Below are 15,172 nucleotides of genomic sequence, written 5' to 3'. Positions count from 1 at the left end.
CATCTTGCCGCCAAAGCCCTCACATTTCGAATTCCGACTCCAGCGCCGCACGCACGCAATACAACACGCCCTCAGGCACGCGGCCGGCGAACAGCTCGGCCACTTCGCTCACCGCAGGCAGCTCGCCTTCACCGTCGAGGAAAGCGTCCTGGATCTCCCCGAGCAAGTCTTCCGGCAGATCCAGCGCCTGTTCCAGGGACAATTGCTGCTTGCCCACGGCTTCGGCGAGCATGGTGTAAACGTTCTTTTCCGAGCACTGCAACTGCCCGGCGATCTGCACCGGCGTCATGCCGGCGCGGGCCAGGGTCATCAGTTCGTGGCGAATGTCGGCGACCACTTTCGGCGTCTCGGCCTGGCCACCCAGCACTTCGAGGAAGGCCTCGCCGTAACGCTCCAGCTTGCGCGCGCCGACGCCGCTGACCTGGGCCATTTCCGCCAGGGAGCCGGGCTGACTGCGGAGCATTTCGAGCAAGGTGGAGTCGGGGAAAATGACATAAGGCGGCACGCCATGCTCCTCCGCCAGCTTGCGCCGCAAGGCGCGCAAGGCTTCCCACTGTTCGCGCTCCTCGCCACGCACCAGTTGGCTGGCGTGGCTGGTGCTGCTCTTGGCCGCGGCCTGCGGCTTTATGTCACGGCGCAGCTCCAGGCTCACCTCGCCCTTGAGCAGCGGCCGGCAGCTGTCACTCAAGCGCAGGCTGCCGTAGCCTTCCAGGTCGATATCCACCAGGCCGCGGGCCACCAGTTGGCGGAACAGCGAGCGCCATTCGCCTTCGCTGCGCGCCTTGCCGACGCCGAATACGGAAAGGTGCTGATGGCCGAAGCTGCGGACCTTTTCCGTGTCCTTGCCCAGCAGCACGTCCACCAGGTGGCCGACGCCATAACGCTGGCCGGTGCGATAGATCGCCGACAGCGCCTGGCGCGCCGGCTCGGTGGCATCCCAGGTCTGCACGCCATCGACACAGTTGTCGCAATGGCCGCAAGGCTGCGGCATGTCTTCGTCGAAATAGGCCAGCAGGGTCTGGCGGCGGCAGCGGGTTTCCTCGCACAGCGCCAGCATGGCGTCGAGCTTGTGCTGTTCCAGGCGCTTGTGGCGTTCGTCGCCCTCGGAGTTCTGCAGCATCTGCTTGAGCATCAGCACGTCTTGCAGGCCGTAGGCCATCCAGGCATCCGCCGGCAAGCCGTCGCGCCCGGCACGCCCGGTTTCCTGGTAATAGGCCTCGAGGGACTTGGGCAGATCCAGGTGCGCGACGAAGCGCACGTTGGATTTGTCGATGCCCATGCCGAAGGCAATGGTCGCGACCATGATCAGCCCTTCCTCGTTGAGGAAACGCTTCTGGTGATAGGCCCGCAGTTCGCTGGGCAGCCCGGCGTGGTACGGCAGCGCCGGAAAACCCTGCTCGCAGAGAAAGGCCGAGACTTCGTCGACCTTCTTGCGCGACAGGCAGTAGACAATGCCGGCGTCGCTGCGCCGTTCGTTGAGGAACGCCAGCAACTGCTTGCGCGGTTGCTCCTTGGGAACGATGCGATAGAAGATGTTCGGCCGGTCGAAGCTGGAGAGAAAGCGCTCGGCGTCCTGCAAATGCAGGCGATTGACGATTTCTTCGCGGGTACGCTTGTCGGCGGTGGCGGTCAAGGCGATGCGCGGCACCTGGGGAAACATCTGGGCCAACTGCCCCAGTTGCAGGTATTCCGGGCGGAAGTCATGCCCCCACTGGGATACGCAATGCGCTTCGTCGATGGCAAACAGGGCGATATCCAGGTTCTGCAGGAACGCCAGCATCCGCGGCTGCACCAGGCGCTCCGGCGCCAGGTAGAGCATCTTCACTTCACCGCGACGAATGCGCGCAGCCAAGTCGCGCTGCTGCTCGGCGCTCAGGGTGGAGTTCAGCGCCGCCGCGGCGACGCCGAGTTCCTCCAGGGTGGCGACCTGGTCGTCCATCAGCGCGATCAGCGGCGACACCACCACCGCCAGCCCCTCGCGCAGCAAGGCCGGAACCTGGAAACACAGGGACTTGCCGCCGCCAGTAGGCATCAGCACCAGGGCGTCGCCGCCGCTGGCCACGCGCTCAATGATCGCACCCTGGCGGCCACGGAAACTCTCGTAGCCGAAGATGTCCTTGAGGACGCGTTGAGCCTGTTCGAGCATGAAAAACTCCAAAAATCGCTGAAATCCCTGAGTGCAGGCTGGCCGAAAAGACCAAGGTTTTCACGGGTAAATCCGTTAGCGGACTTTTCCGGGACCGTCACGGCGCCTGCCGGGCATCACAAAACGCGCAAGTATACCCGAGCGCTTGCCGACGAAGGGGTCGACTATGGACCGCCGGTAACCTTCAGGCTCTGCACGAAAAGTGGCTGCGTGCTGGGCGCCTTCGGCGTTACGCAGAAACAGGCTCGGAATGCTCATTTAGGAGCCTAAAGTCGGATGCGACCCCAGCCGTTCCTCGCCTGTTTGCTCTACTGGCCTTCGCTCACCGACTTTTCCTGCAAACCCTGGAACCGCGCAAATCTGCGCTGCGGCTGGCCTGGGCGCTCAAGAAGGCCTAGAATTCAGCATCGTTTATTCCCCAAGGTAGTCTTCAATGTCCTTCGCTGAGCAACTAACCCGCCTGCAAGCCTTCCTCGACGCCGACGAGCTGCATGACGAGGCGCTGGACTATGTGGCCGCCCACGGCTACCTGACGGCGCTGTCGATCTGTTCCGAAAGCGTGCCGGACCGTGAATGGATCGACGCCCTGTTCGCCGAGGAACCGCATTACAGCGACGCCGCCCAGCGCGAAGAAATCGAGTCCACCCTGATTGCCCTCAAGGCCCATATCGCCCGCCAGCTGGCCTCCGACGAAGAGTTCGAGCTGCCATGCGAGCTCGACCTCGGCGACGATCCGGACGACTCCGACCTGCGCGGCTGGTGCATCGGCTTCATGGAGGGCGTGTTCCTGCGCGAAGCGGCCTGGTTCGAGACCGCCGAGGAAGAAGTCAGCGAGATGCTCCTGCCGATCATGGTCGGCTCTGGTCTGTTCGACGAACAACCCGAGTTCTCCGACATCGCCAGCGATGCCAACCTGATGGACGACATGATCGTGCAGATCCCCGAAGCGCTGACCGCGCTGTACCTGCTGTGCAACGCGCCGGACGAAAAACCGGCCATTCTCAAGCCCCGCCACCACTGAGTCGTTGCCTATGGCCAAGCCCATAGGCAACCGCCCCCTGATCCTGCGTTACGTTCTGCTGGCCATTGGCTGGCTGAGCGTAGTGCTGGGGGTGATCGGTATCTTCCTCCCGGTATTGCCCACGACCCCTTTCCTGCTCCTGGCCGCCGCCTGCTTTGCCCGCAGTTCGCCGCGTTTCTATCAGTGGCTGGTGGAACACCCGCGGCTCGGCCCGTGGATCCGCGATTACCTGGACGGCCACGGCATTCCGCTCAAGGGCAAGGTCTACGCCATCGGCCTGATGTGGCTGAGCATCGGCCTGTCCTGCTACCTGGTGCCCCTGCCCTGGGCCCGCGGCTTCATGCTGACCAGCGCGGTGCTGGTGACAATCTACATCTTGCGCCAGAAGACCCTGCACAAGCCTTGAGCCAGGCCTGGCCCTGCCGGCGACCCGACCAGTTGCCCATGCCGGCGAAAAATCCCGCCTAGACTTCAAGAACCGGCATTCGAGCAGCCCGCCATGCCCACCCGTTCGCGTCGCCCCGACTGGACCCTGCTCCGGCTTCGGCTGGCCGGCTGGATGCTGTTGCTGGTCTGTTTATGGACCGACCCGGGCAACGTCCGGGCGAACTGGGAATTCATCTCTGTCCTGGACACCTTCGAACAACGCCATCAGATCCCGGGGCCCGCCCGCGTACGCCTGGACGCCTGGAACCAACTGCTGCGCGATGAAGCCGGACGACCGGAGGACGAACAGCTCAATGCCATCAACCGCTTCTTCAACCGGCAACTGAGCTTCGAGGACGACCTGTTCACCTGGCAGCAGAGCGACTATTGGGCCACGCCAATCGAGGCCCTGCTCAAGGGCGCCGGCGATTGCGAAGACTACGCCCTGGCCAAGTATTTCAGCCTGCGCAGCCTGGGGATCTCCAGCGACAAGCTGCGCCTGACCTACGTCAAATCCCGGCGCGGCAACCAGCCTCACATGGTCCTGGCCTATTACCCCAGCCCCGGCGCCGGGCCGCTGGTACTGGACAACCTCAGCAACGACATCCGCTCCGCCGCACAACGCCAGGACCCGAACCCGGTCTACGCCTTCAATGCCGAAGGGCTGTACCTGCCGGGTACGCCCGGCGACAAACGCAGCATCGATCCGAAAAAACTGTCGCGCTGGCAGGATGTGCTGAAAAAGATGCGGGCCGAAGGCTTCACCGTGGGCAATGGCTGATCCGACGAGGTTGACCGCATGTCGCTACTCAAGCAGCTGTTTCTCGCCATCTGCCTGTTCCTGCTGGTGGCTTTCAGCGGCAGCTTTTTTGTCAGCCTGGAAAGCTCCCGCGAGCAAATGCTCGGCCAGCTGCGCTCCCATGCCCAGGACGCGGCCACGGCCCTGGGCCTGTCCCTGACCAGCCAGGTCGATGACCCGGCGATGATGCAACTGATGGTCAGCTCGATCTTCGACAGCGGCTACTACACCAGCATCAAGGTGGTGAACCTCGAGGACCAGGGCGTTCTGCTGGAGCGCTCGGCGGCGGCCAGCGTCGAGGCTGTGCCAGGGTGGTTCGTCAGGCTGGTGAACCTGCCTGCGCAAGGCGGCGACGCGTTGGTGATGCACGGCTGGGAGCAGGCGGCGCGGGTGGAAGTCTTGAGCAATCCGCAGTTCGCCCTGGCCAGGCTCTGGGACAGCAGCCTGGGCAGCCTGGTCTGGCTGCTGGTCTGCGGGCTGCTCAGCGCCGTGCTCGGCGGCTGGCTGCTACGACGCCAGTTGCGGCCGCTGGACGCCATGGTCGAGCAGGCCAGGGCCATCAGTCGCCGCGAGCTTCTCTGCCTGTCGAACGTGCCGCGTACCCCCGAACTCAAGCGGGTGGTCCTGGCCATGAACCAGATGGTGGAAAAACTCGAAGGCCTGTTCGCCGAAGAAGCCGCGCGTAGCGAGAAACTGCGGGCCGAGTCCTATCAGGACAGCATGACGGGCCTGGGCAACCGGCGCTTGCTGGACGAACAGCTGGGCGATCAGTTGCTGCTCGACGAGCAGAGCGCCGACGGCTACCTGCTGATGCTGCGGGTCAATGACCTGGGCGGCCTGAACCAGCGCCTGGGCGGCCAGCGCGCCGATGGCCTGATCAGGAGCATCGGCGAGCTGCTCAAGCGCATCAGCACCCAGGCCGAACGGCGCCACTGGCTGGCGGCGCGCAATCGCGGCGGCGAATTCAGCCTGCTCACCCCAGGCCTGGACAGCCACGGCGCCGAGCGCCTGGCCATGGAGATCAGCGCCACCCTGGAGAACCTGCGCCTGACCGGCGCCAGCGACTGCACCCCGGTGGCGCACCTGGGCATCGTCGCTTATCGGCCTGGAGAGCAGCTCGCGCAGGTCTGGCTGCGCCTGCACCAGGCGCTGGCCCACGCCCAGTTGCACCCCGAACGTCCCTGGGCGCTGTTGCAGGCCGTCGCCGCCGGCCCCCGCCAAGCGCCGCATGACTGGCGGACCTGGCTCGACGATGCCCTGAGCCACGGCAAGCTGAAGCTGTATTTCCAGCCGGTGGTGCAATGCGCCGACACCAGCGAGGTGCTGCATCACAAGGTCCTGGCACGAGTGCTCGATCCGCAGGGCGAAGCCATCGCCGCCGGGCATTTCTTGCCGTGGGTCGAGCGCCTCGGCTGGTCGGCGCGCTTTGACCTGGCGATGCTCGAACACACCCTAGACTATCTGCTCGAGCATGCCTGGCCACTGGCGTTGAGCCTGTCCGGCAGCACCCTGCGCGACCCCGCGGCCTTGCAGCAGATTCTCGCCCAACTCAAGGCCCTGCCCGAGTTGGCCAGCCTGTTGACCCTGGAGATCGACGAGCGCCAGTTGCCCTCGGCCAGCGAGTTGCAGCGGTTGAGCCAGTGCCTGCGGGGCAGCGGCTACCGCATCGGCCTGCAGCACTTTGGCGGCCACTTCAGCCAGATCGGCAACCTCGCCCACCTGGGCCTGGCCTACCTGAAAGTCGACGGCAGCTACATCCGCGACATCGACCGGCAAAGCGACAAGCAACTGTTCATCGAGGCGATGTTTCGCGCCACCCACAGCATCGACCTGCCGTTGATCGCCGAACAGGTCGAAACCCGCGGCGAACTGGAAAACCTCAGGGCCCTGGGGTTGTTCGGCGTCATGGGCCGGCTGATCGGCCCGCCGCAACCCATGTAGCCAGCCAGGCCTGGGCATGGCGCCAGACTCGACAGAGGCTGGCGCCGGCCCCGCGCCTCAGACGGTGTCGACCTTCAACGAATGGTCGTTGAGCATGCCGTTGATGATGGTCGCGGTATCCGCGCCCCCGGCGACCACGCCCCCGGCTCCCGGGGTCACGCCGTAGTGGCTGGCCAGGTTGACACCGGCCAGGTCGATGCTCTGGTTCGGCGTGGCCCCCGCCATCGCGCTGACATCGATGGTCGTGACCAGGGACGCGCCGGAACCGGTGACCTTGAAGTGCAGGTAATCGTCCAGCGAGGCCGCCGTCCCGTTCTCGCCCTGCAACAGCTGGGACAGGTCGAGCTTGTCGGTGCCCGGCGTGAAGTCGGTGACCACGTCGTGCCCGCTGTTGCCGGCCAGCCACTGGAAGGTGTCGGCGCCCGAGCCGCCGGTCAGGGTATTGTTGCCCTGGCCGCCGATCAGGATGTCGTCACCGCCGCCGCCATTGAGCACATCGTTGCCCAGCCCGCCGTTGATCACGTTGTTGTTGCCGTCGCCGGTCAGGGTGTCGTTGAAGTTCGAGCCCATCAGGTTTTCGATGCCGGTCAGGGTATCGGTACCCGCTCCGACCGTGTTCTGCGCCACCAGCAGGCCAAGGTTGACCGTGACCCCGGCGGTGGCATGGGCGTAGCTGGCGGTGTCGTTGCCCGGCCCGCCGTCGAGCAGGTCGTTGCCCGGCCCGCTGAACAACAGGTCGTTGCCATTGCCGCCGTGCAGGGTGTTGTTGCCGCTGCCGGCGGTGAGCACGTCGTTGCCGTCGCCGCCATTGAGGATGTTGTCGCCGGTACCGGCCACCAATACATCGTCCCCCGAGGTGCCTGTCAGGGTATGGCCGTCCTGATAGCTGATGGTCACGTTGGCGCTGCTGCTGCCGCCATGGTCATCGTTGGCGGTGTAGGTACCGTGGTAGTCCGGGGTGATGTTGCTGGCGCCGGCGTAATTGACCGTCATCGTCAGTTGATAGCTTTCCGCCGCCGTGCTGCCGCCGGAGGTATTGGCGACGTTCACCAGATGAATCTGGTAGTTGCCGTCCGCTGCCGCGGTGAAGGTGCCGCCGTCGGCAATCGGGGTGAAGGCCCCGCCGTTGAACGAGTACTCCATGGTGATATGGCCGGCCGCCAGGTTGTGATCCAGGTTGAGGGTTTCGCCCTGTTTCAGGCTGACGGTGATGCGGTCCTCGTCGTTGGCGTTGGCATTGGTCACCGCCCCCAGGTAGCCACTGACCACCAGCATCGCCGTCATGGCCGCGGTATTGGCCATGAACGAGGAGCGGGCGACGGTGAGCGCCTGGTTGGCGGCATTGTTGCCCGTCCCCGCAAACCCGAGGGTCTGCTGGGTCGCGGCCGTGAAGTCCGCGCCCTTGGCCACCCACCCGGTGTTGAAGGTGGTCGGCGTGGCGTTCAGCGCGTTGCCGTTGGCATCGGTGTCGTTGGCCAGCAGCAGCTCGCCGGGCACGACCACGGTGCCCGACAGCACGTTGGTGATGACATTGTCGGCCACCGCCACCGGCGGCGCGTTCGGGTTGACCTTGATCACCAGGCTGGAGCTGGCCAGGTCGCCGTCGTTGTCACTGACGGTGAAGCCGATGTTTTCAGTGAGCACCACGGCCGTGGCTTTCTGCGAGGTGTAGGTGAAGTCGCCGGTATCGAGGTTGATCACCAGCGTGCCGCTGTTGTTGGTGGCGATGCTGACGCTGTTGTCCACGGTGTTGAAGGTGCCATGGTTGACTCCGCCGCTGAAGGTCAGCGCCCCCTGGTTGCTGTTGCCTTTGGGGTCGTAGGTGTAGGTCGTGCCGTCGACCACGATGGTCTTGATGAAACCGCCATCGGCGCCGAACGAACCGCCGGTGCCGAGCAACGTCCCGGTGACCGGGGCGCCCTGTACCGTACCGGCCAGCACCGAGTTGAGCTGATTCAGGTCGGTGACCACCACGGCGTTGGTATTGGTATGGGTCGCGCCGTCATACGCCACGGGATCGAGGTACTGATTGCTCACCCCCGTCCCCAGGCCAATGGCATAGGACTTGATGCCATTGGCATCGAGGAAGGCTTTCCACGCGGCCTCCTCGGTGGCGTCGATACCGTCGCCGTATTCGGGGTTCACTTGATCGCCCGGGTTGTTCGGGTTGTTGGTGTTGGAGAACGTCGGTACCCCATCGGAGAAGAAGTAGGACACGTTCTGCGCCCCGGTCAGCTTGCCGGATGAGGTGAAGGCGCTCTGCGCCGTCCCCAGCGCCGAGTCGTAGTTGGTCCCCCCTGTGGCGCTGATACCGTTGACGATGCTCTTGGCCGTGGCGATGTCGACCCAAGCGGAGGTCAACTGCGACGAGTTGGTGCTGAAGGTGACGATCTGCACCTTCACATCGCCCATGTCGTCGTACTTGTTCAACAGGTCGTTGATTGCCTGCTTGGCCAGCTGGATGCGCGAGAGCCCGGGTACCCCGGAAGGGTCGTTCATGCTGCCCGAGACGTCGAGGATCAGCAGCAGGTTGGAATCCACCTCCACCGCGGTGACCGAACGTTCGCTGGCCACGGCCTTGGGCACGTCGTCGACGATATTGACCTGGATGGTGCTGGTGGTGGTATTGCCCAGCGCATCGGTGGCCTTGTAGGTGAAGCTTTCGCTCAGCACGTTGGGGCCGTCGTTGGCATTGGGCAGGGTTTTCGGCGCCGAGGTCAGGGTGTAGGTGTAGGTGCCATCGGGGTTGAGCAGGATCTGCCCGTAAGTGCCGGTGGCACTGCCGACCAGGGTGTAGGTGATCGCGCCGCTGCCGCCGGTGACCGAGCCGACCAGGGTGCCGGTCGCGGTTTCGCCGGTATTACCCGGGTCGCTGCCGATCACCGTGCCGGCCGCCAGGTCCTGGCCGTCCTTGCTCAGGTCGAGGGCTTTCTCGTAGACCGTGACGTCCTGGTCGAGCACCGCCTTGAGGCCGCTGTCGGTGACATTGATGGTCAGGGTGGTGGTGCTTTCGTCGCCGTCACCGTCGCGGATGGTGTAGGTGAACACATCGGTGGCCCCTGGCGGGCTGATGCTGTTCGGGTTGCTGTGGTACACCGCGTTGCCGGCGGCATCCAGGGTCAGGGTGCCGTAGGTCCCCGCGATGGTGCTGCCCAGCCCGCCGATGGCCGAGGTCGCGGTGTTGCTGCCGGCGCGCACGCCGACTACCGCACCGCCAGCCGCCGCGCCATCGGCGCCGGTCACGTCGTTGCCCAGGACACTGACATTGACCGTCGCCCCTTCGACCGCCGAGGCCACGTCCGGGGCGGCTGTCGGCAGGTCGTCGACGATGTTCACGTCCAGCACTGCCGAAGCCGTGCTGCCGTCGGTATCGGTGGCGACCACAGTGAAGTGCTCGGCGATGCTATTGGCCCCCAGCCCCGTCGGATGGTTTTCATTGTCGGTCAGGGTGTAGCTGTAGCTGACCACGCCAGTGGTCGCGTTATAGCCGGTAATGGTCAGGGTGTTGCCCAGTGCCGTGGTCGCCGACTGCGGGAAACCCGCGGCTACCCCGCCGGTCACCACATTGATCCCGCCCACGCTCAGGGTCTGGACGCCGTCCAGCGCGGTCACGGTAAAGGTGCCGCTCTGGGTCAGCGCCGGGGCATTGGGGCTGGAGCCGTCGCTGAGGTTCTTCTCGTAGACCGTCAGCTCGCCGCCGTTGACGTTGAGACCGTTGAGGGTCACCGGGTCGTCGTTGTTGTGGATATTCAGCACCAGGTTGGCCGTGCTGGTGTCGCCGTCAGAGTCCGTGATGGTGTAGGCGAACGTCTCGGTACCGTTGCCATTGCCGTGCAGCGCCTTGAAGTCGGCGTCCGCGGTGTTGAGGGTGTAGGTGTAGGTGCCGTTGGCTGCCAAGACCAGGGTGCCATAGGTGCCCGTGAAGGTGCCCGGTGTCACTGGACCCGTTGGGACACGGTCCGCACCTTGTACGTCGTTGGTCAGCACATTTCCGGTGAGGGTCAGCTGGCTCTCCGAAGCGGTGCCATTGGTGTCGTTGACCGCTGTCGGCAGGTCGTCGACCACGTTCACATCCAGCGAGCCGTTGGCGGTGCTGCCATCGGTATCGGTGGCGACCACATTGAAGTGCTCGCTCAGGCTGTTGGCGCCGTTGGCGGTGGGGTGGGCTTCGTTGTCGGTCAGGGTGTAGCTATAGCTGACCACGCCGGTAGTGGCGTTATAGCCAGTGATGGTCAGGGTATTGCCCAGGCCGGTCGTGACCGATTGCGGGAAGCCTGCGGCCACCCCGCCGGTCACCACATTGATCCCGCCCACCGTCAGGGTTTGCAGGCCATCCAGGGCCGTGACGGTAAAAGTGCCACTTTGGGTGAGGGCGGGAGTATTAGGGCTGGAACCGTCGCTGAGGTTCTTCTCGTAGACCGTCAGTTCGCCACCGTTGACGTCGAGCCCATTGAGGGTTACCGGGTCGTCGTTGTTGTGGATATTCAGCACCAGGTTGGCGGTGCTGGGGTCACCATCGGAGTCGGTGATGGTGTAGGCAAAGGTTTCAGTGCCATTGCCATTGCCGTGCAGTGCCTTGAAGTCGGCGTCCGAGGTGTTGAGGGTGTAGGTGTAAGAACCGTCCGCCGCGAGAACCAAAGTGCCATAGGTGCCGGTGAAAGTGCCCGGTGTGACAGGCCCCGTCGGTACGCGGTCCGCGCCCTGCACGTCGTTGGTCAGCACATTGCCAGTCAGGGTTAGCTGGCTTTCCGAAGCAGTACCGTTGGTGTCATTGACGGCCGTTGGCAGGTCGTCCACCACGTTGACGTCCAGCGAACCGTTGGCGGTGCTGCCATCGGTATCGGTGGCGACCACCGTGAAGTGTTCGCTCAGGCTGTTGGCGCCGTTGGCGGTTGGATGGGCTTCGTTGTCGGTCAGGGTGTAGCTGTAGCTGACGACACCCGTGGCAGCGTTGAAACCGGTGATGGTCAAGGTATTGCCCAAGGCGGTCGTTACCGATTGCGGGAAGCCCGCGGCCACCCCGCCCGCCACCACATTGATCCCGCCCACCGTCAGGGTTTGCAGGCCATCCAGGGCGGTGACGGTAAAGGTGCCACTTTGGGTCAGTGCGAGGGTGTTGGGGCTGGAGCCGTCGCTGAGGTTCTTCTCATAGACCGTCAGCTCACCGCCGTTGACGTCCAGGCCGTTGAGGGTCACAGAGTCGTCGTTGTTATGGATACTCAATACCAGGTTGGCGGTGCTGGGGTCACCGTCAGAGTCCGTGATGGTGTAGGCGAAAGTCTCCGTGCCGTTGCCATTGCCGTGCAGCGCCTTGAAGTCGGCATCCGAGGTGTTGAGGGTGTAGGTGTAAGTACCGTCGGCTGCCAGGACCAGGGTTCCGTAGGTGCCCGTGAAGGTGCCCGGTGTAACTGGACCCGTCGGTACTCGGTCGGCCCCTGCACGTCGTTGGTCAGCACATTGCCGGTGAGGGTTAGCTGGCTTTCAGAAGCCGTACCGTTGGTGTCGTTGACGGCCGTTGGCAGGTCGTCCACCACGTTGACGTCCAGCGAGCCGTTAGCGGTGCTGCCATCGGTATCGGTGGCCACCACCGTGAAGTGTTCGCTCAAGCTATTGGCGCCGTTGGCGGTTGGGTGAGCGTCGTTATCCACCAAGGTGTAGCTGTAGCTGATCACCCCGGTAGAAGCGTTGTAGCCGGTAATAGTCAGGGTATTACCCAAGCCCGTGGTCACCGATTGCGGGAAGCCCGCGGCCACACCGCCACTGACTACGTTGATGCCGCCCACGGTCAGAGTCTGGACACCGTCCAGCGCAGTCACGGTGAAGGTGCCGCTTTGAGTCAAGCGCCCGCGTCCGGACTGCTGCCGTCTGACAGGTTCTTCTCGTAGACCGTCAGCTCTCCACCTTGACATTCAGCCCATTGAGGGTACCGGGTCGTCGTTGTTATGGATATTCAGCACCAGGTTCGCGGTGCTGGGGTCACCATCCGAGTCCGTGATGGTGTAGGCAAAGGTTTCAGTGCCATTGCCATTGCCGTGCAGCGCTTTGAAGTCGGCGTCCGAGGTGTTGAGCGTATAGGTATACGAGCCATCTGCCGCGAGAACCAAAGTGCCGTAGGTACCGGTGAAAGTGCCCGGTGTGACAGGCCCCGTCGGTACGCGGTCCGCCCCTGCACATCGTTGGTCAACACATTGCCGGTCAAGGTCAATTGGCTTTCCGAGGCGATGCCGGCGTTGCTGTCGTTCACTGCGCTGGGCAGGTCGTCGACCACATTGATATCCAGCGAGGCATTCGCCGTGCTGCCATCGACATCGGTCGCCACCACCGCGAAATGCTCGCTCAGGCTGTTGGCACCGTTGGCGGTGGGGTGCGCCTCATTGTCGGTCAGGGTGTAGCTGTAGCTGACAACACCCGTGGCAGCGTTGAAACCGGTGATGGTCAGGGTATTGCCCAGGGCGGTCGTCGCCGATTGCGGGAAGCCCGCGGCCACCCCGCCGGTCACCACATTGATCCCGCCCACGGTCAGGGTCTGTACACCGTCCAGCGCGGTCACGGTAAAGGTGCCGCTTTGAGTCAAGGCACCCGCATCCGGACTACTGCCGTCTGACAGATTTTTCTCGTAGACCGTGGCTTCGCCGCCTTCGAGGTTCAGGCCCTGGATCATCACCGGGTCGTCGTTGTTGTGCACCTGCAGCACCAGGTTGGCGGTACTGGGGTCGCCATCGGCATCGGTCAGGGTGTAGGTAAAGGTTTCGGTAGCGCTACCGCCGCCCTTGAGCGCGAGGAATGCCGGATCGCTGGTATGCACCGTATAGGTGTAGCTACCGTCCACGGCCAGTACCAGGGTGCCGTAGGTGCCATTGAAAGTACCGGCGGTGATCGGACCGCTGGGCACTCGGTCGGCGCCCTGCACATCGTTAGTCAGCACATTGCCGGTCAGGCTCAGCTGGCTCTCGGAGGCGATGCCGGCGTTGCTGTCGTTGACCGCCGTCGGCACGTCGTCGACCACATTGAAATCCAGCGAACCGCTGGCCGTACTGCCGTCGACGTCAGTGGCGACCACCGTGAAGCTTTCGCCCAGGCTGTTGGCGCCATTGGCGGTGGGGTGCGCCTCATTGTCGGTCAGGGTGTAGCTGTAGCTGACCACGCCCGTGCCGGCGTCGTAGCCGGTGATGGTCAGGGTATTGCCCAGGCCGGTCGTGACCGATTGCGGAAAGCCCGCGGCCACTCCGCCGCTGACCAGGGTGATGCCGCCCACGGTCAGGGTTTGCAGGCCATCGAGCGCCGCTACATTGAAGGTCCCGCTCTGGGTCAGCGCGCCCGCATCCGGGCTGCTGCCGTCCGCCAGGTTCTTCTCGTAGACTGTGATTTCCGCACCTTCGAGATTCAGGCCCTGGATCACCACCGGGTCGTCGTTGTTGTGCACCTGCAGCACCAGGTTGGCGGTGCTGCTGTCGCCGTCGGAGTCGGTAATGGTGTAGCTGAAGGTCTCGGTGCCGTTGCCGCCGCCCTTGAGCGCGAGGAACGCCGGATCGCTGGTATGCACCGTATAGGTATAAGTGCCGTCCGCCGCCAGCACCAGGGTGCCGTAGGTGCCATTGAAAGTACCGCCGCCGACGGGCCCGCTGGCGACACGATCGGCGCCCTGCACGTCATTCGTCAGCACATTGCCGGTCAGGCTCAGCTGACTCTCGGAGGCGATGCCGGCGTTGCTGTCGTCGACCGCCCGGGGCACATCGTCGGTGATGTTGATATCCAGCGAGTTGCTCGCCGAGTCGCCATTGCTGTCGCTGGCCACCACGGTGAAATGTTCGCTGAGGGTGTTGGCCCCGTCGGCGGCCGAATGGGCTTCGTTGCCGACCAGGGTGTAGCTGTAGCTGACCACGCCCGTGGCAGCGTTGAAGCCGGTGATGGTCAGGGTGTTGCCCAAACCGGTGGTGATCGACTGCGGGAAACCCGCGGCCACCCCGCCGCTGACCACGGCGATACCGCCCACGCTGAGGTTGAGCAACCCGTCGGGCGCCGCAACACTGAAGGTGCCGCTCTGTACCAGCGCCGCCGGATCGCTCGCCGAGCCCAGGGGCAGGTTGGCTTCGCTGAGGGTCAGTTCGCCGCCTTCTACCGACAGGCCGCTCAGGGTCACTTGATTGTTCGGCGGCGGCGCAACGGCAGGTTCATCGCTTGGCGGTACGGCGGCAATGCGCTCAGGCACGAACTCGGGGATGCCATTGAAGCCCGCAGTGGGGAAGCCGATGACCGGTTCGACCCGGCCCGCCACCTCTTCGAGCAAGACAAAACTGTGCCCGCCGCCCAGGGCGCCCGCGGTACCGCCCGTACCACCCGGGCCGGCCGCGGTAGCTTCGCCGGTTTGCGTCGGGTCGGCACCGGCGACGATAGCTTTCTGCAACTGCTCGACGTCAGTCAGTTGCGCCTCGCTGGGGGTCACGGCTTCCGGTGCCTGCACATGAGGGGCCTGGTCCGCCAGCAGTTGCGCAGACATTTGCAGGCTGCTGTCGCGCCCCAGAGTCAGTTCCTGGCCGTTCTGCAGATGCACGGCCACCGCGCCCTCGGCGCCGGTCACCAGTTGATCCCCTGCAAACAGACGATCGCCTTCTACCAGGGCGCGTCGGCTGCCATCCGCCGCGACTGCCACCACCTGACCGATCACTTTACTGACGACGCCGATTAACTTAGCCATGAGCACTTCCTCCGCTGCCGACAGCCATCGGCATCTGATTGCACGGAAAAGTGCTATGGCGTCATTGGGTCACCGACGAGAAATAGCGGCCTGACGGTTCGTTGACTTTCGCCCAGTCGAACCTGCGTACCGGCCTGTCCCTCT

At 64.4% G+C, this 15,172-nt stretch carries 6 protein-coding genes and 1 pseudogene; 4 read left to right on the top strand and 3 right to left on the bottom strand.

Translation table 11 applies throughout. The features are described 5' to 3' along the window. Positions 1–19: 19 nt before the first annotated feature. Positions 20–2,146 (bottom strand): DNA helicase RecQ, encoded by a 2,127-nt coding sequence (recQ, locus tag BTN82_RS07360; protein WP_075118498.1) that lies wholly within the window; start codon positions 2,144–2,146, stop codon positions 20–22. A 433-nt stretch (positions 2,147–2,579) separates the two neighbouring features. Here recQ and BTN82_RS07355 point away from each other — a divergent pair, with 433 nt between their 5' ends. The 4 genes from BTN82_RS07355 (at position 2,580) to lapD (ending at position 6,333) form a co-directional block, all read left to right on the top strand. Continuing rightward, entirely contained in the window at positions 2,580–3,167 is a 588-nt protein-coding gene (locus BTN82_RS07355) for a YecA family protein (protein ID WP_075118497.1), read from the top strand. Positions 3,168–3,177: 10 nt separating this feature from the next. Further along, positions 3,178–3,573 (top strand): YbaN family protein, encoded by a 396-nt coding sequence (locus tag BTN82_RS07350; RefSeq protein ID WP_075118496.1) that lies wholly within the window; start codon positions 3,178–3,180, stop codon positions 3,571–3,573. Positions 3,574–3,666: 93 nt separating this feature from the next. Further along, on the top strand, positions 3,667–4,374 hold the full coding sequence (locus tag BTN82_RS07345; protein ID WP_075118495.1) for a transglutaminase-like cysteine peptidase: 708 nt from the start codon (positions 3,667–3,669) through the stop codon (positions 4,372–4,374). Between the two features lie 18 nt (positions 4,375–4,392). Then, positions 4,393–6,333 carry a cyclic di-GMP receptor LapD gene (gene lapD / locus BTN82_RS07340; protein WP_075118494.1) on the top strand — a complete coding sequence of 647 codons (1,941 nt, stop codon included), beginning with the start codon at positions 4,393–4,395 and terminating at the stop codon, positions 6,331–6,333. Between the two features lie 57 nt (positions 6,334–6,390). Here lapD and BTN82_RS07335 read toward each other — a convergent pair. Together BTN82_RS07335 and BTN82_RS31805 are read right to left on the bottom strand one after the other, a co-directional pair. Further along, positions 6,391–12,264 (bottom strand): annotated as a pseudogene (locus BTN82_RS07335) (VCBS domain-containing protein); the annotation flags it as partial. Between the two features lie 19 nt (positions 12,265–12,283). Continuing rightward, positions 12,284–15,028 carry a retention module-containing protein gene (locus tag BTN82_RS31805; RefSeq protein ID WP_410002794.1) on the bottom strand — a complete coding sequence of 915 codons (2,745 nt, stop codon included), beginning with the start codon at positions 15,026–15,028 and terminating at the stop codon, positions 12,284–12,286. Positions 15,029–15,172: the final 144 nt, after the last annotated feature.

Source organism: Pseudomonas chlororaphis, from assembly GCF_001921865.1.
Taxonomy (GTDB): Bacteria; Pseudomonadota; Gammaproteobacteria; order Pseudomonadales; family Pseudomonadaceae; genus Aquipseudomonas; species Aquipseudomonas chlororaphis_D.
This window is presented reverse-complemented; position numbering and strand designations above follow the sequence as displayed.

Bases quoted from the DNA above. Each gene is read 5' to 3' on its own strand.
- recQ (WP_075118498.1), bottom strand. From the start codon at position 2,146: ATGCTCGAACAGGCTCAACGCGTCCTCAAGGACATCTTCGGCTACGAG.
- BTN82_RS07355 (WP_075118497.1), top strand. From the start codon at position 2,580: ATGTCCTTCGCTGAGCAACTAACCCGCCTGCAAGCCTTCCTCGACGCC.
- BTN82_RS07350 (WP_075118496.1), top strand. From the start codon at position 3,178: ATGGCCAAGCCCATAGGCAACCGCCCCCTGATCCTGCGTTACGTTCTG.
- BTN82_RS07345 (WP_075118495.1), top strand. From the start codon at position 3,667: ATGCCCACCCGTTCGCGTCGCCCCGACTGGACCCTGCTCCGGCTTCGG.
- lapD (WP_075118494.1), top strand. From the start codon at position 4,393: ATGTCGCTACTCAAGCAGCTGTTTCTCGCCATCTGCCTGTTCCTGCTG.
- BTN82_RS31805 (WP_410002794.1), bottom strand. From the start codon at position 15,028: ATGGCTAAGTTAATCGGCGTCGTCAGTAAAGTGATCGGTCAGGTGGTG.